This window comes from Priestia megaterium (assembly GCF_046599315.1).
GTDB lineage: Bacteria > Bacillota > Bacilli > Bacillales > Bacillaceae_H > Priestia > Priestia megaterium_F.
Genome location: NZ_JBKIKC010000005.1, coordinates 177821 through 201643 on the forward strand (window position 1 = coordinate 177821; position 23823 = coordinate 201643).

The window sequence follows — 23823 nt, forward strand, 5'->3', positions numbered from 1 at the left end:
AATACCACAACTCTTTTTGAAAGAAACATGAGCTTTCTTCATACATCGTGCAAAAAATTCATTATTATCAAACATAAAAACAAGAAGCAAACAAAAAGCCTACGAATCAATCTATTCGTAAGCTTTTTTCGCTAACAGTCTATTTTGTTGAAAGTTCACTTTCGGTTACCCACTTGTGATTTTTCACTTTTTCTCCGCCTGTAGTCGGTGTGTAATCTACCATATATACCGTTGTTTTTTCGGCTGAATCAATCGTTGCTTTTGCTCCGTTCATACCTTTCATGTGATCTGCTTCAAGCGTCACTTCGCTACCTGGCTTTAAAGGCTCATTACCCGCACCTTTTATTTCTTCTTGAATAACCCACTTATGATTTTCCACTTTTTCTCCGCCAGTCTTTGGCGTATACGAAACGGTATAGACGGTAGTGTCGTAAGCACTGGCAATCGTTGCCTCAGCCCCGTTCATGCCTTTCATATGATTAGCTTTTATAACAGCTTTATCTCCAACTTTATATGTTGGAGATAAAGCTTTCTTTAATCCTTTTGGAATCTCGCCAGAACTAGAGTGATTCATTTCTGAATGGTCATGCATAGATTCGTTCTTATCCGCTGAAGGCTTTTCATGACTAGAATCGTTTCCACATCCGCTTAGTCCAATAATGACAGATGCACCAAGAATAAATAGCTGTTTTTTCATAACAGTCCCTCTTTTCCACATTATAAATTTCTATTAAAGAACTCCTTAATCTATTGAAATGATAGATATCCTTTTCTTTATTGTAGCCAGACTTTGTGCAGATTTTGTGAAGATACGAGTAGTTTGGTAAAAAGAATTCCTTTGCCTAAAAAGGCCTGCGTATGAATCACTTACCACAAGGAGAAAGTATAAAAATAAAAGGAGGAAAGAAACATGCTAAAAATACGCTTTGCTCTGTCCTCACTCTTACTTACAGTTTGCTTGGTGACTGGAGTCCCCCTTGCTTCCGCACACCCGAAGCCTCCCTCTAGCGTACAAAAGATAGAAGTAACGTCCATTAAAATGAAAACGCTCAAAACTTTTATCGATGAACAGGATATGAACGCATTTACCGACAGTATAAAAAAGGCACAGCGCATGAAACTTCTCTTGGATGAAGAATCGGCTGGGAGCATTGATTGTAAAATGACCATCACCTATGAAGATGGTTCTAGCCGTCATTATTTCATCTGGATTATGGATGATGGACGCGATGTGTTAATTGCTCATCAAAAGCATCCCGAGGACCTCCACCTTATAGGATATGAATTAAACCAAAAAAATTCCTTACACCTAACAAAGCTGCTAAAGAATATTCTTTAGCAGCTTTGTTTTTTCATCAGCTCTAATACTTTCCACTTTATATTTCCCACACAGCATATACCGCTATTACTACAAGCACGTACAAAATAGCTGAGATGATCCACTTTTTCATACCTTATAGCCTCACTTTCTGCAAGCGCAGCGCATTTAATACAACAGATACAGAACTAAAAGCCATCGCGGCTCCAGCAACCCAGGGTGCTAACAGCCCAACAGCTGCAATTGGAATACCGAGCGTATTGTAGCCCATTGCCCAAAATAAGTTTTGCTTGATATTAGAGATTGTTTTTCTACTCATTTCAATCGCATCTGCAATGCTCATCAAGTCTCCTCGCATTAGCGTAATATCGGCGGCTTCCATCGCTACGTCCGTTCCTGTTCCGATGGCCATTCCAATATCAGCTAACGCTAGTGCAGGAGCGTCATTAATACCATCTCCTACCATTGCGACTTTTTTACCTTGCTGCTGAAGCTTTTTTACTTCTTCTGCTTTCCCTTCTGGTAACACTTCTGCTATAACGTGCTCAATACCCGCTTGCATTGCAATAGCCTGCGCTGTTTGACGATTATCTCCTGTAATCATCATCACTTCTAAGCCCATTTCTTTTAACCTAGAAACTGCTTCTTTAGAAGTCAGTTTAATGGTGTCTGCAACAGCAAGCATGCCGGCATATTCCCCGTCAACAGCAACAAGCATAGCCGTTTTTCCTTCCCGTTCTAAATTTGTCATTTCTTCTAAAGCTGTATCAACGTTCACTTTATGTTGGTTCATAAGCTTTCTTGTTCCTACTAACAGCTCTCGCTCTTGTACAGTTGCCCTTACCCCATAGCCTGGAATAGCTTCAAAAGATAACGGGTCTTGAATCTCTATACCTTTATTTTTTATACCTGCTACGAGGGCTTGAGCTAGAGGATGCTCCGATAAACGCTCAGCGGATGCAACTAACTGTAATAGCTCATTTTCTTTGTATCCTTGTGCAATACGTACATCGGTTAGCTCGGGGGTTCCATTTGTAACAGTTCCCGTTTTATCTAAAAGAATCGTAACGACTTTATGCGTTGCTTCTAAATGCTCGCCGCCTTTAAACAAAATACCAAATTCCGCGGCGCGGCCCGACCCGGCCATAATGGAAGTTGGAGTAGCTAAGCCTAACGCACATGGACACGCAATCACTAATACGGCAATAAGCTTTTCTAAAGCCGGTGCAAATTCGCCAGGCACAATCCAGATATACCAAACAAAGAAAGTGAGAAGAGCAATACCGACTACAATTGGCACGAATATACCTGAGATATAATCAGCTAATCGCTGAATAGGCGCTTTAGACCCTTGCGCTTCTTCTACTACTTTAATAATTTGTGCAAGCGCCGTCTCTCTTCCAACCTTCGTAGCTTTTATTTTTAGAAAACCATTTTTATTGAGTGTGGCTCCAATTACTTTATCTCCAATATTTTTATCTATCGGTACGCTTTCACCTGTCAGCATGGACTCATCTAAAGCTGATTGTCCTTCAATAATCTCTCCATCTACAGGTACTTTTTCACCGGGTTTAATAAAAATAACTTCGCCTTTTTGCACTTCTTCCACAGGAATTTCAACTTCCGCTCCGTCTCTTAATACAACGGCCGTTTTGGCTTGTAAATCCATCATCTTTTTAATTGCTTCTGAAGAACGGCCTTTGGCATTTGCTTCAAATAATTTCCCTAAAAGAATCAGCGTAATTAATATAGCACTCGTTTCATAGTAAAGCTGAGCTGTATGAGCAGATGACCCAAGCGATTTAAGAGAAGAGTATAGACTATAGAAATAAGCTGCGCTTGTGCCTAGCGCTACTAAAACATCCATATTGGCACTTTTGTTACGCAGGGCTTTAAATGCGCCTACATAAAATTGCTTCCCTACCACAAATTGAACAGGCGTAGCTAAAGCGAGCTGAACCCATGGATTCATTAGCATATGAGGTAAAGGAATAAATGACGTAAACGTAAAATGGCTAACCATTGCCCATAATAACGGTACGCTTAAAATAAAAGAAAACCAAAACTTGCCTTTTTGTTTGTTTATTTCTTTTTCTCGGTAGCTTTGCTCTTCTTCTTTTTCTTCCGACTTTAGCTTTGCTCCGTATCCAAGTTTTTCAACTCGCTGTGTTATATCCTGCGGAGCAATTTGAGAAGGGCTGTATTCAACAGAAGCCGTTTCTAAAGCAAGATTAACGGTTGCCTTTGTCACGCCTTCTAATTTGTTTAACCCTTTTTCAATTCGAGTTGAACAAGCGGCACACGTCATGCCCGTAATTGAAAATTCGGCTTTTTCACTTACAACTCCGTACCCAAGCTTTTCGATTTTTTCTTCAAAAGCCTGGGGACTTGTTTTAGACGGATCAAATATGATAGTGGATCTTTCTAAAGCCAAATTTACGCTTGCTTCTTTTACGCCTTCTATTTTTTTTAACCCTTTTTCAATTCGGTTTGAACACGCCGCACATGTCATACCCGTAATTTGCAAGGTGGCTTCTTTTTGTTTCTCACTCATTACGTTTCGCCTCCTGTTATATACCTATAAGGGGTATATTTTTTTCCTAAATCAAGCGTGCGAAGATATTCGCACGCGATGTGGTTTTATAATACGTCATAACCTTGGTCATCAATAGCTTCTTTAATAGCTTCAATCGTTACTTGACTCGGATCAAATGCAACTGTTACCTTTGCCTCTTCTAAGCTTACTTCAACGCTTTTAACGCCATTAAGTTCGCCTACGCCTCCTTCAACCGCTTTGACACAATGACCGCAAGACATTCCTTGTACTGATAATGTTACATTTTCCATTTCTAGCACTCCTTTATTTCATTAATCGTTTAATGGTTGTTAATAATTCATCTACTACTTCTTTATCACCATCTTGCACGCGTTCTACAATGCAATGCTTCAAGTGACCTTCAAGCAAAATTTTACTTACACTATTTAAAGCAGACTGCGCGGCTGCGATTTGAGTAATCACGTCGTCACAATACGTATCTTTTTCAATTAATCCTTTAATCCCTCGAATTTGACCTTCAATTCGATTTAATCGGCTTGTTAGATTTTTTTTAACTTCTGGAGAATGGTGACTTTTTCTTTCACTATTTATCGTACAACATTTTTCTTCACTATTCATGTGATTGGCTTCGACCATTTAACGTCCTCCCTTCATGGTTTCATGATACTATACCCCCCTACCCTATGTAAAGGAAAAAGATCACTTCTGCTTACTTTATCTTTTCACTAATTTCAATGGCTATGCTCATATCATTTTCAACCAACATCAACCCACTTATAGCCTATTCCCCATACGGTTTGCAAGTATTCGTCTACAGGAAAGCCCGCTTTTCTAAGCTTATCCCGAACGTTTCGCACATGAGAGTCAATGGTGCGATCTCCAATCTCGGTCTCATATCCCCACACTAACATAAGCAAGTCATCTCGGCTGAACACACGATTTAAATGCTGAAGAAGTAGCCCCACTAACTCAAACTCTTTGGGCGTTACTTGAATGTGCTGATTTTTATATTTTAATACGTGGTCTTCCTTGCTCCATACTAACCCTTTGTAGGTGATTTCGTTTTTTTCTTTTGATGAACGTCTAAGAACTGCACTAATACGTGCAACTAATTCTTCTTCACTAAACGGTTTAGTAATATAGTCGTCTGCCCCCATATTTAATCCTTTTACTACATCTAACGTTTGGCTGCGGGCTGTGAGCATAATGACCGGTAGATCAGACATTTTCCTTACTTCTTGACAAATCTCCCACCCATCTCGGCTTGGCATCATAATATCTAATAACATCAAATCTGCTTTGTTACCTTCACAAAGATAGTGTAGCGCGTCTGTGCCTGTTTCAAATTTTATACATGTAAATCCATTTGGTAGTAGATAAAGTTCTAGTAGATCTAGCATCCTTACTTCATCATCCACTAATAAAACGGTTGTCATCCTATTCATCCTCTCTTAATACAATCTCTACAGCTGTTCCTTTTCCTGTCTCACTTGTGATCGTTATTTCTCCTCCATGAGCTTCCACAATCTCTTTTACAATCGATAAGCCTAACCCGTATCCTCCGCTTTTTCTCGAGCGAGATTTTTCTACTCGATACAGCTTGTCAAATATATAAGGTAAATCTTTTTCTGGAATACCTATCCCTTGATCTTTAAGTGTTATTATTAATGATCTAGCTGATTTTTTTACAACTAAATCAATTTCGGTCCCTTCTTTTGAATATTTCATTGCATTATCAAGTAAATTGATAATTACTTGCTGAAATCTTTCAGGATCTATTGAGATGTAAAGGCCTTGCGAACAGCTTATATCCAACTCCATCTCCTTTTCTTTTAAAGCTAAATTAAAATGCGCACATATGGTGTGCAAATATGTAGCTAGTTCTACTTTTTGTTTTTGGATAAAAAATGTATGCTGATCGAGCTGCGCCAGCTGAAACAAATCTTTGACTAACTGTGAAATTCTTTCCGCTTCTTCCTCCACAATAGCAAGATATTTATCACGTTCTTCCGGTCGATTAGAAGGTCGTCTTGCTACGTCCGCATAGCCTTTTAAATACATCAAAGGCGTTTGAAGTTCATGTGAAATGCTGCTTAAAAATTCATTTCGCTCTTTTCGTAACCGCTGCAGCTCGTTAGCTAGCGATTGAATGGACATTCCTAATTGGCCTAGTTCATCTCTTGAATGAGCACCAAGTTTCACAGACAAATCTCCTTGACTCAGCTTCTCTGTTGCTTTTTTCATCTTGATTAAAGGAGCGGTTATAAATTTAGACAGGGCAAAAATAGTTACAATTGAAAATAAAATGGAAACAGCTCCTGCCACGTAAAAATGATGCTGAAGCCTCGCGATCATTTCATGAATATCATTTGTGTTTTTGAACATATAAACCGTTCCAAACTGCTGATGACCTTTTTTAATAGGTGATGCGGTGGCGATATAAGGTTTGCTTTTCCAGTCGCCTTGCATAATTTCACCTTTATATGTAAGAGACTTTCCTTTCCATTCTTCTACTGCTTTTCTTGCACCTCGAATTAAAGGCCTAGACGAACTAATAATTTTTCCAGATTTATCTGTTATGACAACATCAGTTTCTGCTTCGGATTCCATCAGTGCAACATGGCTAAGCGTAGCTGAATCATGATGCTTTTCCAATACTTCCCGGTGACTGTTTCCTCTTAGACGTAGGCTTTGTAGTTCTTCTGAAATTCTAGTGTTAGCAAGACCGCTATATAAGTAAAAAAAGAGAGCGGCTTCAACTAGTAACATGAACATTAAAAACAAGAGTCCAAGCTTAATAGAAATTCTATTCATTTATTCACATCCCTTGCTTTCATTATAGAAATAATAATTGAAGAAACTGTGCAGAATAAAAATGCTTCACAAAATAATTGTCTTTATTCTATGAAAAATTTTCTGAGAAGAAGCTTCCTTTGTTGGTACAGCTGTACTCGATTGGTCAAATAAGCGTTATTCTCTGACATTTTACCATAGGTACACTGATACGTACGTACACAGAACGGCTTTTCAAAGAACAAGAAAGGGATGTTGAATGATCCCTATTGATACACGTAAAAACGAAGGTTCTTTTAACTATCTTTATTAAGCCAACCCTTCACTACTTCTTCAATTAAAGAAAGGTTAATCAGCAAAAGCTAATTAACCTCGTTAAATAGTATAATTTCATCCAGTTCTCTCAGCTGAACTGTCTCTTGTTACTTGCAAATTTCCGGAGCGTTTTAATTTGTTCCATCCTACTTTTGTTCCTTTTAATGCGGCTAAAACTGCCTTCCAGGCTACCCATAGTAATAAGTAGCGATAGACAATTCTTTGTATCACTAGAGCGATCAATGGTTTACTGCTTATTCGCTCTAATCTAAAAGCCACTAAACAAACAAGAAAATCAACAATGAAGTAGCAGCCGTATAGAAGAATCGAATGTTTAACATCTCCAGTACATAGCCTCAAAACAAATAAAAGGTCTAGAAATGGTGCAAATAAAGGAAAAATGAATTGAAACAGCAGCATATTAGGAAGAGCCATGAAGCCTAATGCTTTATGCTTGCGCCCTCCAAAAGCTCTTTTGTGCTTCCACAAGCATTGTAAAGTTCCAAAATTCCAGCGATGGCGCTGTTTGAGAAAATCTTTACGCTTTTCCGGTGCTTCTGTATACGCACTTGCTTTCTCTTCAATTGAAATTTTATAACCGCTGCGTAATATACGCAGAGACATGTCTGTATCTTCAGCTAATGTATCGGCCGTAAAATATCCTAATTCTTGAACAAGTTTTTTCCGCCATGCTCCTATTGCACCTGGGACAACCGTCACACAATTAAGCATGGAAAAAGCTCGTTTCTCTAAATTAAAACCTGACACATATTCAATATGCTGCCATGTTGTTAATAAATTACGGACATTTCCCACTTTAATGTTCCCCGACACCGCTCCTACTTTGTCATCGTCAAAGTGTCTCACCATAAGTGATATAGCTTCAGGTGAAATAATAGTATCGGCATCGATTGACACAATAATATCTCCTTGTGCTTTTTGGATACCCAAATTGATAGCCGCAGCCTTTCCTCCATTTTTTTTTCGAAGGAGGCGAAACTTGTCATTGTCTCTAAAAGCTTCAGTAACAGCCTTTGATGTACCATCTGTTGAACCATCATCAACCATAATAATCTCAAGATTTTGATATGAACTCTTTAATACCGATTTGATTGTCCTGTTTATGACATTCTCTTCGTTGTATGCAGCGATGACTACGGTGACTAAAGGCTGATATGAAGCATCAAACTGGAGTTTGTTAGCTTTTCTTTTATGTTTAAGAGCGAGATAAAATATAATAAGCAAACGCAGCGTAAATACAATTAATGTTCCATAAAACAAAACGAAAAAACCAGTATGTAACGCAGCAATATTCGCTAGAATCAATTTGATGTTTTGAATAATCGGATTCTCTGCTTTTAAAACGGCGGGCATTGTACTTTCCCTGCTTTTGTTCGTCAAATCCCCTGCTGTTACAAATGTATACCCTTGCGCCTGCAGCTTTTCAATGATTTGAGGCAGTGCTTCTACTGTTGCTTCTCGGTTTCCTCCTCCATCATGAAGTAAGATAATATCACCGTTCTCTGCTTGCTTCATCACACGGTTTACAATCTCTTTACTATTTTTAGCTTTCCAGTCACTCGAATCAATATCGTAGTTAACAGTTATATATCCCATCTTCGTCGTATCCGCCATTTTTTGAAATGAAGCTGGGTCATATACCGATTCATCATAACCATTGTAAGTGTTTTGATTATCTCCATACGGGGGACGATATAAAATAGATGAATGACCAGTTATACCTTGAATGACTCGTTCTGTTGCATTTACTTCATACTTTAGCTGATTTTTAGAAATATTGATTGTATTTGGATGGGAAAACGTATGATTTCCAATTTCATGACCATCTTCATATACTTCTTTAACAATATCTTGATGAAATACTGCATTTTCACCAATCATAAAGAAAGTAGCTTTGACATCGTAGGCTTTTAAAATTTTTAAAATTTCCTCTGTGTATTCAGGATCTGGCCCATCATCAAATGTCAAAACAATTTCTTTGTTAAATATTTTGCTTAGCCGCTCAATCTCAGGAGCTTGCGGCATTGCTGTGTACTCTTCCCCTGAAATAAATCCTTTCGAATCAAAAGCAAAACGTTTTTCCCCGGGAGAAGCCTCTGTTTTTGCATGAAGTATGCTTCCTTCTCCATAATTGTAAGCAACTTCGCCATTTTTAACAGTCTGAATCTCACTTACTTTATGTCCTTTTACTACATCCCATACAGATGGGTCTTCCGTTCCCAGCCTCCACAAAGCAACTCCTTTAGCACCGCTTGATGAAGCGGCTTTCCACTGGTTATAAAATGTCACGCTGTCCAAAAACCATAGCTCATGCGCACCCGTTGCATCTTTATAATTTACATACGGGGTTTTGCTTTTATTATCCCACTCCACATTCAAGTGGGCTTTTTGAGCCATTCGCATAACATCTTCAAATGATACAACCTCTCCGCCTTGCTTGCTCTTTTCATCCCAGTCATATCCGTAGTTTCCAAGACTAACAATCATCTTATCTTTTAATGATTTTGATAAATTGTTTTGATACCAAGAAAATGAAGCAACAGGACCCGGTCTTTGAAAGTGTTCATCGTACATCATTAAAATCATACAGTCATTATACTGTTCTAAACGGCTATAATCGAATACTTTATTAGCTGGAGGCACATCCATGGTTACCATTAACCCATCTTCATGGAAGGCTGTATAAAGTTTTTTCATAAAGTCCGTTAGTAAATCTCTGTCGCTGCTTTTGATATTTTCAAAATCTATATTTACCCCATCATATCCATTTTCTTTAATTTGATGATGTAAATTATGTATGAGTTTGGATTGTTCCTGAGGAGATTGCAGCAAGCGGTGAACCGTTTGCTCGTCCCATTTTCCATTTGACTCATTTGTCAGCAACGGTAAAATTTTTGTATCATGCTTTTTAGCAAAAACTCCGATATCTTTTTGAATACTGCTTTTTAATTCCAAGTTCGAATTTAATGAAAACCATTGAGGTACAAGAACATCAATTTGGTCAATATTATTTTTTAATGAACGTTCACTATTTTTATCCCAATTAACATAGAACGCATAAAAATCATCTTTGTTCACAATCCGTTTTTCTAAAAACTTTTTATGAGACTCATCTTCTGAAAAAGAAGAGAGCTGGCCGCTATCGTTATCAGATGGATAAATAGTGGAAAATTCATTCTTTTCTTCAGTCCCCCATGTTGGCAAAACCGGATTAAAGTGAAGGCTTAAGCCTGAAACAAAAGCTGAAAAAAGAGTAAAAATGATTACGAGTATAAATAGACTTATAATGATATGCCATCGCTTTAGAGAACTAGTCTCAAAAATGAATTTTTTCTTACTTTTGTCCGTGTGCGAACCAGTCGTCTTCTCACCTCGCCTGTTCTTTTTGTTGAATGGTGTTGTTTGCACATGCATACCTGCTTTCTATCCTTTTTAGCTATTATGTAAAGAAAAAAACGTTTCTACCGCTGTTTTTATATCCTCTATGTATTTTTATCACTTTCTCTACACTTTTTATTTTGTTAGTAGAAAAAAGAGTAGAGATCGCGTTGTTTTTGTAAAAAGTCATATACTCAAAAGAGCGAAAACTTTTATAACCCTGTGCATCTGACACTATAAGTTTTTCTGCAAACAAAAGGATAACAGAAGTAAATCAGGCGGTATATATGCTAATTTATCGAATTTAGAGATAACTTATGGAAGTGTAAGGCTTTACAACCATACCTCCTTCTAGGTCTTACCTCGTCTTATTAGTTATTTAGGCATGTATTTTTTCATTTTCTTAAAGCTTTCTGATAAAAGTGGTGTATTACAATTACATGAAGACCCCCTGCGTTTTCACCTTATTGAAATTTTCCAAGCAGCTAAATCACTAGACGATTTAAAGGCAACGCATATTAACTCATAATAAAAAGCATGTTCTCCTAGGAGAACATGCTTTTTATTTAACAATGATAACAGGACATTCTGCTGATTGAGCAACTTCGTGGCTTACGCTGCCTAAAAATGTTTCTTTAACGAAGCCCTTCCCTTGACTTCCTATTACAATGACGTCTTGGTGTTTGTCATGTGCATATTCAACAATTTTCTTCGAAGCTGTGCCTTCTAAACCGTATGTCTCATACGGAATACCTGATTGAGTTAAATGGTTGTGAGCTTCAGATAAAATGTCGCGATTTTCTTCTTCTATCAGCGCATCTAAGTCAACGCTAAAAACAGGCTGCTGCAAGTGAATTCTTTCCTTAATATGTACAATTGTCAGCTTATTAGCGTTTACGCTTTTAGCTAGTTCACTTGCATGTTTAAGAGCACGAATAGAAGGTGCCGAACCATCAAAGGCGACTAAGATTTTTTTATACATTTAAAGAACCCTCTCTCTTTTTGTTCTTTCTTGATGCATTACCACCTAGATGTTGTAGATGATAAAGCAAAAAATAATAAAGTAAGAGACTTCTTGATTTTTGCCTTATCATCCATACTATACTTTTACCACTTTCAGAAAAGCCAAAACATTTATCCGTTTTTTTCCATATAAAAAGCCTTTGCTCACTAAAAGCAAAGGCTGATTGTTTATGTTGGTAGATTAGTTAACAGACTTCTTTTAACTCTTCCGTTAAACGTAAAAAAGTTTCTTTATCTCTTTTTTCTAAAGACTGATCGATTTGCAGTAAAAGCTGCGCTTTTTTAAAGTCACGAAGAGATTTATTTAATACTAATTGAGCTGCTGTCGCATCTGATACTTTTACTTCTTCTCGTGTCATTTTGCGGGACGTATAGTTTTCCATTACAAGTCAACTCCTCATCCTTTTCGCTATTATATAAGAAATCATATAATTATTCAAATATTTTTTCTTATCTTTCATTTTAAATGTGACCCCCAAAAAATGAGATTGAGACATAACGAAATCAATCCAATCTAAAGACAAACAAATTGGACAAATTCTGGACTGCTTGTTACACCGCTGTTGATTTCCGTGCAAGACTTCGCTTTCCGCGGGCGGGCGATGAGCCTCCTCGCCGCTTACGCTCCTGCGGGGTCTCATTTGTTCCGCCTTTCCCGCAGGAGTCTTCGCCTTGCTCTCCAATCAACAGCTAAAAGCAACTAAACAGATGAAACCTACGTTCACCATAACAACAAAAAACGAACTAACAATCAATAATTTTGATTATTAGTTCGTTTTTCACTTTGACTAAAATACTTTTGTCCCAGCCTCTTGTTATCACAACCACTCTGGACGTGAAGAACCTTGAGGAACCAGCTGTTTGATGAGCGTACGCTTTGTCATAGATGCCCATTGATAAAATCCATAAAGATACGCGATCTAATGATACACGCACGCGGTAGCTGCCTCCTTCTTTTGCTCTTCTTTCTAGTGCCATTAAGGCACCAACTTCAAGCAACCAAGAAACTGCATAATCATTTACAACTACAATAGGAGGCAGCTTAGGATTTTCTGGTGATCCTTCTAGCGCCGTGGCTCCCGTTACACTTCCCGCTGTTTGATCAAACCTATTTCTTTTCGCCCAGTCTCCTTGCGTTCCGTGCAAATTAACGGTGCAATGAATGATTCCTGGTTTTAGTTCCGCACATTCTTCACCTGTCAAACCGTATCTTTCTAGAAATCCGTATCGACGGTTCGCAAAAAAGATATCGGCTCCTTTTAGAAGTTCAACCATTTTTTCTTTTCCTTCTTTTTCACCAATATCAAGCGTTGAAGAGCGCATACCGACATTAGACGTAGCGTAAATCGTATCGTGCTCCTAATCCGTTGGCTTCCAAATATTTAATACGTCCGCACCGTGTAAAGCGAGAGCTCTACCAAATCCTGCTCCTGCAATAACATGACCAAGTTCTAATGCTCGAATACCATCTAGCGGCGTTTTAGAATCTTTTGAAAAAGGAATCGGCTCACTTTCTCCAATCTTTTCAATTTCAATCAATGGAAGTTGCGCTACTTCTTCATACGTAGGCTCTTTCATAAATTCTTCAATTGTCCGAACAACAGGCATGATAACTCCTCGTTCCGCTGCGGCTTTTTCTAATTCTTCCGCATTCCATTCGCGAATTGCTTTTGCGACTGCATCAGGGTCTTCTATACAATTTAATAGCTTTAGCGTTTCATGTTTAGAGCGCGGATATGGATTCAGCGACATCACCCATTTGTCATCTTTTGTTTGATAAAAGCGAAAACCTAATGGGTTATACGGATCATTCGCTTTACTTGGCGCATATCCATTAAGTTTTTCCCATTTCTTATCGTAAAAAGGTGATAATCTTCGGATGGCTTTTCGCAAATCCATATGAATATCTTGTCCTTTTCCTCCGCGTACTCTCTAAATTTTTGAGACAGCTACTGATTTAGCAACTAGTGCAATAGCTGCTGCTGAAGCCAGACGCAGGGTACTAGGAACAATTGGATCTTCTCCGTAAAACGTAATATTTCCACCCCTGTCTTTTGCTGAAGGTATGCCTTCATTGAATTGAATCAAAACACCCAAATATAACCTCTACGTAAACGTTAATATTATCTTAAAATGAATGTATCATATATCACTTGTTCGAACAAATAATTTGTTTCATAGACAAACAAAAGCGCTTTATGTTGTTATACATAAAACGCTTTTATCCCACTTCATATTTTCTTTTTTGAATTACTTTTCAATTGGTTTTTTTAATGCATGTAAATTTTCTTCAGCAGAAAGCATGACCTGGTTCATAATATCTTCTGCATCTTTAATTGCTTGGTTATAAAAGTGGGGGCCGATATGCTCTTTAATAAACTCTAATACATTTTCCGCTGCAAATTCACTTAGTTCTTCATCTCGTTCGTTATAAAAGAACGTTTGAATTTCATTCAGCATTTTATCTTTATCTTCTTTTGAAAAATTAATAAACATAAATAAAAACTCCTCTTTACATTGATATCCGTCTACCTGACATCATAGCAAGAGGAGCCGAGAAAATGCAGTCTTTTTTTCTTATTGTTTTTGTGTACAATGGTTATGCTAATGTGAATTAGCTAGACACTCTCATAGCCGTTTTTTCTTTTGTACCGCTTGAACGCTTTTTCATATCCTGTAAAATCTCTAGGTATCTCTTTTCAGTCAATTCATATTTCGCGAGCGGAACAAGTGATAACAAGCAGAGAATGCCTGGAATCATCGTAAAGATTAAAGCAATCCAAATGAGTGTGCTGTGTGACTGAATTTGATTTGGGATATATCCTACTGCTGAAAGAATATACCCGCCTACTGCTCCGCCCATGGCTGAAGCAACTTTCGTTTTGAAGATATTCGTAGAGAACACCATTCCTTCTGCTCGGTTCCCCGTTTTCCATTCGCCGTATTCTACACAGTCAGCAAGCATAGATGTTTGAGCAATGTTGCTAACTCCACCACCGAAAGAAGCTAAAAAGCTTAAAATCATCACCGGCATAACGTGGAAACCAGTTACAAACATTGTGATAGTAGCCACAGCATTTAGCGCAATTCCCCATATCGCTGCACGTTTCTTTCCAAATTTATTTGAAATAAAAGGAGACGCAATCGCTCCCAAAATTTGTGCTGTGAAAAATAAGGTTAAATAAAGAGACGCGATATTTTCTGCATTTAAATTGTATTTAAAGTAGTAAATAGAAAACGTAGTGCGAATTGTTAAAATCGTTTCTACTAAAAGCATTGAGAAGACCAGATAGCGCAGCGGTTTATTTTGAATAAATAAGTTCCAAACTACTTTTGGCGTCTGCTTTTCTTGTCTTTTTACAGTATAGGTTTCTTTTACTCCTGAAAATGTAATAATCATTGTAATCATCAAGATACACGCATAAATAAGGCTAAGCATAAACCAATTTCCGAAATAATGAGCTAATGGAAGAGTTAATAAACTAGCAAATAAAGATCCTACTGCTGCAATAGTTCTAGGGAAAGCTACTACTTTATTTCGTTCTTTTACATCTTGTGTAATCGTTGCCGAAAGCGACCAATAGGGAATATCCATGATGGCAAAGCTTGTTCCCCACGCGATGTAGGTGATATAAGCATAAATTAATTTTCCTGTATGAGAAAGATCAGGACTAATAAAGCAAGCAACTGTAGCGACGGCTGCAAAAAATCCGCCTATTAAAAGATAAGGCCTAAACTTACCAAATCTCGTTTCTGTATTATCAACAATCATTCCAATAATAATGTCTGCAATTCCATCCCATATCCTAGCAATAAGAAATAAAGTTCCTACAGCTGCGGCATTTAATCCTACACTATCTGTATAAAAAATCATTAAATATGTACTTGTTAATGCATAAACAATATTGTTTCCAAAGCTCCCCATACCGTATGATAATACGGTTTTCAGAGAAACTTTTGACTGTACTCCCATGCTCATATAACTTGACTCCCTTCTCCTATAAAACGCTTTCATATCATTGGCAACTAGAATCTCATTACTTTATGAGATTCTAGTCTTCTGTTGCTACTACACGTTTTCTACAATACGACTTTCGTAAGGCTGCAGAACAATATCTCTAAACACTTTTACTTCTTGCGTATGATTCATTATGAAGTAGTAACTCTTCTCTCCAAGCTTTCGAGGATATACTTCAATTCCCTCTTCACTTTCTGTATGCTCAATATGCTGTTGTTTTACAATATCAAGCGCAATTTTTTCAAAAGTCTGTTCCTCAATTCCGCAGCCTACATAATAAGCCGTTCCGCGCCCAAACTGATTTCTCGTTACTGCCGCTTGATTATAAAATGGATCATCATACTCATACAGCACTTCAGCTGTTACAGGCGTGATAATATCTCTCCACACGGACGCAGTTGACTGTTCTCCTTCATACTGTCCGCTTCCTTTGATGGCTGCTTTTTGAGTAGAAGACAGTGCTTCCACTTCATGAATTTCAATCCCTGTTATCTCTTTTACGTATCCCGGCAGCGTCTGTTTAAAGTGAATGTTATTTTGTTTATCTTTAATACCGGTTCTAAAAGTAAAAATAATCACGCCACCGTTTTCTGTAAATTCAGTAAATCTTCCGCCTAGTTCTTCATCAATTATTTGCAAAGCGGGAACAACCAGTACTTTATAACTTGAAAAATCTCTTGTAGCAGGAATAACATCAATAGGTGTATTTAACTTATAAAACGGTGTATACCCTCTAAGAAGCTCTTGAATAAAGTCAAATCCTTCACTTTGCTGCTGAAAGCGCCATGACCATATATTTTCATAATCATATAAAACGGCCACATCCGATTTAATATCAGATTTCAGTACATGTTCGTAATTAACGATTTCACTAAATAACGACTGAACTTCTTTGTAACGTCTTCCATAGCAATATTGCTCAGCTCCTCTTGTCATGCCGCGCCAACGAAAATACAGCATGTCCGTGCATCCATGAGCAAACGCCTGATAAGACCACATCTTTGCCTGGTTAGGTCGCGGAAGATAACCAATTACATCATGACCTTGAGCGCCCATTAATTCCTCTACAATCCAGAAGCTTTTATGTAACAAACCTCTATTAAAATCATGCCCTAGTGCAATATGAGCCGGGGTAATCGGCTCTGTTTGACCGCCCCATACCGGATAATTGTCATAGGATACAAAGTCCATTACTTCTAGGTTTTCTTCGTGATCAAACCATTTATCAAAAAAGCCTCCTGATACGTTCGTTGTCACCAGTTGGTGATCACCTTTATATTTCCTGACAATTGCTGTTTGTTCGTGAGCATATCTGTTTAATGAAAAAGAGCGAAAGCGCGCCCAGTCCAGCTTTAACGAAGGGCTGTGTGTCTTAATTGTTTTTACAGACATAGGCACTTCAGTAAAGTCGTTATATGTTTGTCCCCAGAAAATAGTGCCATACTTTTCATTTAACTTATTAATATCTTCATATTTTCTTTCCAAAAACTGCTGAAACTCTTTATGACATTGTTCGCAGTAACACATATCACTGCCTTCATGGCCAAATTCATTGTCAACCTGCCATGCTACGATTGCTTCTTCTGAGCAGTAGCGCTTTACTAATTGCTCTGTAATCTGAGCACTATACTTCCGGTAAAGAGGAGAATTAAAACACTATTGACGTCTTCCTCCAAATGCTCTGATCGCCCCGTTTTCATCTTTTGATAAAACAGAAGGATGTTTCTTCGCAAGCCAAGCCGGAAAAGTTGCCGTAGGAGTACCAAACATAACATCAATATTCTGTTTTTTGAGCTTTTTGATAGCGCTATCAAAAAAAGAAAAATCATATTGTCCTTCTTTAGACTCCATAAGATGCCAAGCGAATTCTCCTATTCTCACCATATTTGATCCTAACTCTTTAATACCTTGAATATCTTCTTCCATCATATTCTCTGGCCAATGTTCAGGGTAATAATCGACACCGATGTACATTTTTCTCTACTCCTATCTATTTCTTTATTTCATTAAATGAATGATTGCTTCTAATTGTTAGGGTATACTCGGAAACGATAATCGAAAGCAAAAAAAAGAACATTTCCTTTCTTCATAACTAATTCTCTATTTAACTTTCAACTGAGATATTTTCAATGCTTTTAAAACGCTTACAAGTTTATTTTATGAACTTTATTCCAAATATTCAATGGTAAAAAAATAGAGAAAAACATCCTTTTTTTGCTCTTTATTAAAACAATAGATAAAACGCTTACAAAGACAAATGTTTTTATAATCCTTTCATGTACCTTCCATCGTAACTCCCATATCCACATTTAGGTAATAAATTGCTAATAAAATAATCGTTAAAAGTTATTTCTTTCACACATGTTATCTATCAATTAGTAAGAGCCATTTGACTCATCTATAAAATAGCAAAAATTATGTAGCGATTTTTTACCATTATCAACACACAAACATATCATTTATGTATATGTTTTGAAGTATTCGCATAAAAGAAATTGAGACATAACTAAATCAATTCAATCTAAAGACGAATAAATTAGATAAATGAGCTAGTATAAATTGCTTGTTACACCTTTGTTGATTTTCGTGCAAGACTTTGCTTTCCGCGGGCAGCCGATGAGTCTCCTCGTCGCTTACGCTCCTGCGGGGTCTCACCTAGTTCGCCTTTCCCGCAGAAGTCTTCGCCTTGCCCTCTAATCCGCAGCTAGAAGCAAATAACACATTAAGCCTACGTTCACCGTAACAACGAAAAAAGGCCGCACAATTAATCAATAATCTTGATTAATTGTGCGGATATTTCTTCGACTAAAATACTTTTGTCCCAGCCTCTTACTTGCAGATAATTATGAACACACCTTTTAATGGTTTGTATTCATACAGCTTCCATTTATACAAAACTCTTCAAACACAGGATTCTTTACATTCTCCATTAACAATGGTGTTGCAACGTGTTGGAAATTGGAATGACGAATCGTTAGGTTTGTGACAGGAGAACGTTCATAGGCTCGAATCCATACACCATATTTGCCTCCATTGCTTTGCAAATTTTCTATGTTGATATTACGAACGACCGGTGTAAAATTCCCGGTGTCTCCCTCTTCATAGTACATGTCTATTTGAATCACTTCGCTACCAACGCTTTTAACCGTATTATCGCTAAAATCGATATCTTCAATAGTACCGCCGCGAACTGAATTTGTTTTAATCCGCAGCGCCCGGTCTAGATTTGGGCTGTCCATGATATTATGCTGAGCAAATACGTTCCGAACGCTTCCTGATATTTCGCTGCCGATTACAACACCCCCGTGGCCATCTTTCATTTCATTTCCTTCAATAATAATATTTTCACTTGGTACGTTGATTCTTCTTCCGTCCGCATTGCGTCCCGACTTAATCGCAATACAATCATCTCCATTATCAAAGTAGGAATCTTTGATAAGCACATTTTTACTCGATTCAGGGTCTACTCCATCATTATTAGGACCATGACCTATAATTTTCAAATCATCGATTAAAATGTTCTCACTTAAGACCGGATTGATTTGCCACATTGGCGAATTTAAAATGGTTACGCCTTTTATCATGATATTCTTGCTGTGATAAGGCTGAATAAAACTAGGCCGCAAATAGTGCCCTTTGCCAAATACGCGATCTTTAACAGGTACTTTCTCTTCTGCCATTTCAAACAGCAAATCGCGATCTTGCTTTTGATTCGGTTCTCCTTCTTTCCATCCAAATTCCTGTTTTCCTTTCCATGGCCACCAATGTTCGTTATCACCCTGTCCATCTAACGTTCCTTCTCCTGTAATTGCAATATTTTTTTCGTTATAAGCATAGATAAGTGGTGAATAATTATATAGCTCCACACCTTCCCATCTTGTTAAAACAGCGGGTAAGTATTTGTCAGGATTTTGACTAAACTTAATCGTAGCTTTTTTCATTATATGAAGATTTACGTTGCTTTTTAAATAAATCGCACCGGTAACGTAAGTTCCTGGTGGAACAACAACGCGCCCTCCTCCTCCTTTATTAGCCGCTTCGATCGCTTTTTTAAAAGCCGTGGTTGAATCAGATTTCCCATCTCCTACTGCTCCGTACCGCTTAATATTAAACGTACGGTTTGGAAATGAGAGAGGCTGAATTTGTTCTTTAATTGCCGTTATTTTTTTACTTGTTGAAAGAACTTCTCCTTGTGCAGAGAAAGGTAAAACAATCATAAGAGTCATTACAAACAAAAAAAGCACATATTTTTTCACTAGCTTTTCCCCTCTCGTTCAACAATCTAGTAACCGCCTTATTTATAAAGTAACCCCTGTTTTAAAAATGGCCATTTCTTTAAAATCGTTTTTTTCGTTATTTACAAGCTCTCCACTAGAAACGCCGATCATATACTGAATAAAGCTTTCTAACGTAGCTTCTTCGTTCTCACCTTCAACCAGTACTCCACCATTAAAATCAATCCAGTGAGGCTTCTTGTTATAAAGAGCGGTGTTTGTAGAAATTTTTACAGTGGGCACAAACGTTCCAAACGGCGTGCCTCTTCCCGTTGTAAACAATACAATATGACACCCTGAAGCGGCCAAAGCAGTGGAGGCAACTAAATCATTTCCAGGAGCACTTAGTAAATTTAAACCGTTAATTTGTAAGCGATCTCCGTACTTTAAGACATCTACAACTGGGGCTGTTCCTGCTTTTTGAGTGCAGCCAAGTGATTTATCTTCTAACGTTGTAATGCCGCCTGCTTTATTGCCGGGAGAAGGATTTTCATATACCGGCTGGTTGTGATTGAGAAAGTATGTTTTAAAGTCATTAACCAGATTAACAATTTTATTAAATGTTTGTTCATCAACCGCTCTTTCCATTAGCAAGGTTTCCGCTCCAAACATTTCAGGCACTTCTGTTAAGACTGTTGTACCTCCTTGAGCAATAAGCCAATCGGAGAATTTGCCGAGCAGCGGATTTGCTGTAATACCTGATAATCCATCTGACCCCCCGCATTTGAGACCTACTTTTAGCCTAGAAATGTCAACATCCTCTCTTTTATCGTCTTTAGCAGCGTCGTAAATTTCTTTTAACAAGGCTACCCCTGCCTCAACTTCATCCTCGACATCTTGAGATTGTAAAAACTTCACTCTGCTTTCATCAATTGTACCTAACGCTTGTTTAAACTCTTCTAAGCTATTATTCTCACACCCAAGGCCTAATACTAATACTCCACCTGCATTTGGATGCTGTACCATTCTTGTGAGTATGGTTCTTGTATTAAGGTGATCATCACCGAGCTGAGAACATCCATAATTGTGCTTTAAAACGGTCACATGTTCAAAAGGTGAGAGATCCCCTATTTCTTTTTGAAACTGTTTGATGATTTGTTCAGCTATACCATTCACGCATCCTACTGTTGGAACAATCCAAAGCTCATTTCTAATTCCAACATTTCCATTTTTGCGGCGATATCCTTTAAACGTTAGCGATTGCTTTTTTTCTTTAGGAGCTGCTAACTCCTGGTGAAATTCATATTCGTTCATCCTATTTAAATTTGTTTTTGTGTTATGCGTATGCACCCATTCACCAGGTGAAATAGAATGAGTCGCATGCCCGATTGGAAAACCATATTTTATAATGTTATCACCGGCTGAAATGGGCGCAATAGCTATTTTGTGTCCCCGTTTCACTTCTTCTTTTAGAGAAACTTCCTTTCCGTTAACCATAAGATTCTCTTGTGCTAAAAAGTCTCGTAAAGCTACTGCTACATTATCTTCTTGATGAATACGAATTACTTCTTTCATATGCTTCACCTCTTACTGTTTAGTCGCGGATACATAAAGAATTTCTTTAATTGCCTGCTTCATTCCGGAAGTTTCAATGGCTATAACTCCTTTTGTTACGGTTTTTGTTAAGCCAAGAATCATATTCAAATCCTCTCCCCAATGCTGTTTATATCCCAGCACTTCTTTTACAATGTATGAAATACTTTCTTCAGTACCGTCATACGTATTCCAAAGCGACTCATACATCTCTAGAACTGCAGAGTCATCTGATAGCTCAAATTTTTCTCCTCCTCTTTTTCCTTTATAAAAAGAGATGAGAGCACTTAGAGAGAATGTAAGCAAGACAGGCAGCGCCCCTTGTTTTTCAACGTACTCTTTAAGCGTTGGGATATTTCGCGTTTTAAACTTTGTCATGCTGTTCAAAGAGATGTTCATTAATTCGTGGTGGATAAACGGATTTTGAAAGCGTTCTAATGCAGATTTAGCAAATGACAAAGACTCTTCCTCGGAAACTGGTAAACTAGGAATAATTTCCTTATAAAGACATTTTCGAATAAACGCCCCGATTACTTCATCTTCGACTGCTTCTCTTACCGTGTTTAATTCCGCTAAATACGCAACAGGCATCATAGCAGTATGAATACCGTTTAAAATTCTTACTTTCTGCAGCGCATAGGGCGCAATATCGTTTACAAATTTCACATGTAAACCAGCTTCCTCCGCCGGAAACTCTTCTTTCACCCACTCTGGCCCTTCAATAACCCATAAGTAAAAAGGTTCTGCGATAATAAAAAAATCATCTTCATAACTCAGTTCGGTGATTATATTTTCATCGCTTGGATACCCTGGCACAATTCGATCAACAAGCGTGCAGCAAAAAGCGTTTGCTTGGTGTACCCACTCAATAAACTTCTCTTCTAAATTCCATTTGTCGGCATAGCGTAATACCATTTTCTTTAACAAGTCCCCGTTTCGCTCCACTAACTCACACGGCAGGATAATAAGTCCCTTGGTTGGATCTCCTCGAAAAGCTTTAAACCGCTTATATAGAAATGCCGTGACTTTACCTGGAAAACTCGTTTGCGGAGCATGTTCCAAGCGATCTTCTTCTAAAAATGCGATGCCTGCCTCTGTTGTATTAGAAATGAGAAATCTTAGCTCTTCTTTCTCTGCTAATTGAATATACGCCTCATAGTCTTCGTATGGATTTAGACCTCGGCTAATGGATTCAATTACTTCGTGTTCTTTGACTGCTTTACCGCCTTGAAGCCCTTGGAGAGAAACCGTAAACAAACCGTCTTGCTTATTCAATTTACTTGCATTTCCCGTGATTCTTGGATTGACGGCTACTATACTGCCATTGAATTCAGTCTTTTTGTTCATTTGATGAATTTGCCAATCAGCAAACCCTCTTAGAAATACCCCTTCTCCAAACTGCAGAATTCTTTCCGGGTATATACGTGTGTCAACTTGCATCTGACGGTTTAACTTCATATTAGCATCTCCTTTTTTGCACACATTAACATTATTAATTATAAAGGGTTTAACCTAGTTTTTAATTAAAAATGTTAACGTTAACATTTTTGGGCCGGTTATACTAAATAACCGGCTACATAGATGAGCGTGACTTTACAGACTGGCGAACCATTAATTCAGTATTAATTAAAACTTTATTTTGCAGCACACTCTTGTCATCTTTATTCATTAGAGATAAAACCGCTTCTGCTCCTGTCATGCTGATTTTCTCGATTGGTCTTTTAATAGTTGTTAATGAAGGAGTGGTATATTTGGCTAATTCAATATCATCAAATCCAATAATCGAGATATCATGAGGTACGTGTAGCCCAGACTCGAATGCGGCATTCATAGCACCGATCGCCATATCATCATTCGAACAAAAAACAGCAGTAGGCGGTTGCTTCAAACTTAATAGTGCTTTCATGCCTTCATATCCGCTTTGCATATCGTAATTTCCTTGAATCATATACTCTTGTCGAATGGAAACATCATGATCAATTAATGAATTAAGAAATCCTTCCTTACGCTGCTGAGTTGATTTGAAGCCTTCTATTCCTTCTATAATGGCTATATGCCTGTGACCTAATTCAATCAAATATTCGCCGGCTTTGTAGGCTCCTTCTTTGTCATTTGACAAAATATTAATAATTGATGAATCGTCAACTTGGCGGTTGAGTACAATCAATGGGATACCTTTCTCTACTACGTTATATATAAATGTGTTATCACGATCGCTTTGACTCATTAAAATAATGGCATCAAAACGTTTATTATTGATGTACGTATAATCATCATAATCGTCAATGCCTCTTACAAATAAATTATACTGAACATCAATGACTTTACTTACCCCTCTAATACTATCTACTAAAAAACTTGGTGACGTACCATTTGCCATGCTCGTAAAAAACAATCCAATTGTATGAGATTTTTGAAGAACTAAATTTTTAGCATGATAATCAGGGATATAGTTAAGTGTATTTGCAATGTCTAAAATTTTCTTTTTTGTTTTTTCTTTAATAAGCGGACTATTGTTTAATGCACGTGAAACTGTTGTATGTGATACGTTTGCTAGTTTTGCAATATCCTTAATTGTAACACTCATTTCCTT

General features: G+C 37.6%; 20 protein-coding genes and 1 pseudogene. 1 reads left to right on the plus strand and 20 read right to left on the minus strand.

Going from position 1 to position 23823, the window contains the following annotated elements; translation table 11 throughout:
* Nucleotides 1-139 precede the first annotated feature (139 nt).
* Complete coding sequence (locus ACLHDF_RS17530; protein ID WP_413919979.1) at nucleotides 140-697, minus strand: DUF1541 domain-containing protein; 558 nt, start codon at nucleotides 695-697, stop codon at nucleotides 140-142.
* A 213-nt stretch (nucleotides 698-910) separates the two neighbouring features.
* Here ACLHDF_RS17530 and ACLHDF_RS17535 point away from each other — a divergent pair, with 213 nt between their 5' ends.
* Nucleotides 911-1339, plus strand: a complete 429-nt coding sequence (locus tag ACLHDF_RS17535; protein WP_413919980.1) for a hypothetical protein — start codon at nucleotides 911-913, stop codon at nucleotides 1337-1339.
* A gap of 115 nt (nucleotides 1340-1454) precedes the next feature.
* Here the strand turns inward: ACLHDF_RS17535 and ACLHDF_RS17540 are convergent, their stop codons facing one another.
* The 19 genes and pseudogenes from ACLHDF_RS17540 to ACLHDF_RS17630 form a co-directional block, all read right to left on the minus strand.
* Nucleotides 1455-3872: a heavy metal translocating P-type ATPase gene (locus tag ACLHDF_RS17540; protein WP_413919981.1), complete on the minus strand. Its 2418-nt coding sequence runs from the start codon at nucleotides 3870-3872 to the stop codon at nucleotides 1455-1457.
* 86 nt (nucleotides 3873-3958) lie between these two features.
* Nucleotides 3959-4165: a copper chaperone CopZ gene (copZ, locus tag ACLHDF_RS17545; RefSeq protein WP_413919982.1), complete on the minus strand. Its 207-nt coding sequence runs from the start codon at nucleotides 4163-4165 to the stop codon at nucleotides 3959-3961.
* 13 nt (nucleotides 4166-4178) lie between these two features.
* Entirely contained in the window at nucleotides 4179-4511 is a 333-nt protein-coding gene (locus ACLHDF_RS17550) for a metal-sensitive transcriptional regulator (RefSeq protein WP_335389186.1), read from the minus strand.
* A gap of 119 nt (nucleotides 4512-4630) precedes the next feature.
* Nucleotides 4631-5311: a response regulator transcription factor gene (locus tag ACLHDF_RS17555; RefSeq protein WP_413919983.1), complete on the minus strand. Its 681-nt coding sequence runs from the start codon at nucleotides 5309-5311 to the stop codon at nucleotides 4631-4633.
* Between the two features lies 1 nt (nucleotide 5312).
* On the minus strand, nucleotides 5313-6689 hold the full coding sequence (locus tag ACLHDF_RS17560; RefSeq protein WP_413919984.1) for a sensor histidine kinase: 1377 nt from the start codon (nucleotides 6687-6689) through the stop codon (nucleotides 5313-5315).
* A gap of 369 nt (nucleotides 6690-7058) precedes the next feature.
* Complete coding sequence (locus tag ACLHDF_RS17565; RefSeq protein ID WP_413919985.1) at nucleotides 7059-10412, minus strand: glycosyltransferase; 3354 nt, start codon at nucleotides 10410-10412, stop codon at nucleotides 7059-7061.
* Nucleotides 10413-10944: 532 nt separating this feature from the next.
* A complete protein-coding gene (locus tag ACLHDF_RS17570) occupies nucleotides 10945-11364 on the minus strand; it encodes a universal stress protein (RefSeq protein ID WP_413919986.1) in 420 nt (139 codons plus the stop codon).
* 226 nt (nucleotides 11365-11590) lie between these two features.
* The gene (locus ACLHDF_RS17575) at nucleotides 11591-11788 is read right to left on the minus strand and encodes an IDEAL domain-containing protein (RefSeq protein WP_013082792.1); all 198 of its coding nucleotides are present in this window, start codon (nucleotides 11786-11788) and stop codon (nucleotides 11591-11593) included.
* 169 nt (nucleotides 11789-11957) lie between these two features.
* Complete coding sequence (locus ACLHDF_RS17580) at nucleotides 11958-12092, minus strand: hypothetical protein (protein ID WP_413919987.1); 135 nt, start codon at nucleotides 12090-12092, stop codon at nucleotides 11958-11960.
* Between the two features lie 57 nt (nucleotides 12093-12149).
* On the minus strand, nucleotides 12150-12752 hold the full coding sequence (locus ACLHDF_RS17585) for a CoA transferase (protein ID WP_413920047.1): 603 nt from the start codon (nucleotides 12750-12752) through the stop codon (nucleotides 12150-12152).
* A gap of 12 nt (nucleotides 12753-12764) precedes the next feature.
* Nucleotides 12765-13304: a hypothetical protein gene (locus ACLHDF_RS17590; protein ID WP_413919988.1), complete on the minus strand. Its 540-nt coding sequence runs from the start codon at nucleotides 13302-13304 to the stop codon at nucleotides 12765-12767.
* Between the two features lie 33 nt (nucleotides 13305-13337).
* On the minus strand, nucleotides 13338-13502 hold the full coding sequence (locus ACLHDF_RS17595; RefSeq protein ID WP_413919989.1) for a hypothetical protein: 165 nt from the start codon (nucleotides 13500-13502) through the stop codon (nucleotides 13338-13340).
* A gap of 153 nt (nucleotides 13503-13655) precedes the next feature.
* Nucleotides 13656-13901, minus strand: coding sequence for a DUF2164 domain-containing protein (locus ACLHDF_RS17600; RefSeq protein ID WP_413919990.1), 246 nt, complete (start codon nucleotides 13899-13901; stop codon nucleotides 13656-13658).
* Nucleotides 13902-14019: 118 nt separating this feature from the next.
* Nucleotides 14020-15384: a glycoside-pentoside-hexuronide (GPH):cation symporter gene (locus tag ACLHDF_RS17605; RefSeq protein ID WP_413919991.1), complete on the minus strand. Its 1365-nt coding sequence runs from the start codon at nucleotides 15382-15384 to the stop codon at nucleotides 14020-14022.
* Nucleotides 15385-15474: 90 nt separating this feature from the next.
* Nucleotides 15475-17397 (minus strand): annotated as a pseudogene (locus tag ACLHDF_RS17610) (beta-galactosidase).
* A gap of 884 nt (nucleotides 17398-18281) precedes the next feature.
* Nucleotides 18282-19649, minus strand: coding sequence for a glycoside hydrolase family 28 protein (locus ACLHDF_RS17615; protein WP_413920048.1), 1368 nt, complete (start codon nucleotides 19647-19649; stop codon nucleotides 18282-18284).
* Nucleotides 19650-19721: 72 nt separating this feature from the next.
* Entirely contained in the window at nucleotides 19722-21212 is a 1491-nt protein-coding gene (locus ACLHDF_RS17620; protein ID WP_413919992.1) for a UxaA family hydrolase, read from the minus strand.
* Nucleotides 21213-21224: 12 nt separating this feature from the next.
* Nucleotides 21225-22688: a tagaturonate reductase gene (locus ACLHDF_RS17625; protein WP_413919993.1), complete on the minus strand. Its 1464-nt coding sequence runs from the start codon at nucleotides 22686-22688 to the stop codon at nucleotides 21225-21227.
* Between the two features lie 115 nt (nucleotides 22689-22803).
* Nucleotides 22804-23817 carry a LacI family DNA-binding transcriptional regulator gene (locus tag ACLHDF_RS17630; protein ID WP_413919994.1) on the minus strand — a complete coding sequence of 338 codons (1014 nt, stop codon included), beginning with the start codon at nucleotides 23815-23817 and terminating at the stop codon, nucleotides 22804-22806.
* Nucleotides 23818-23823: the final 6 nt, after the last annotated feature.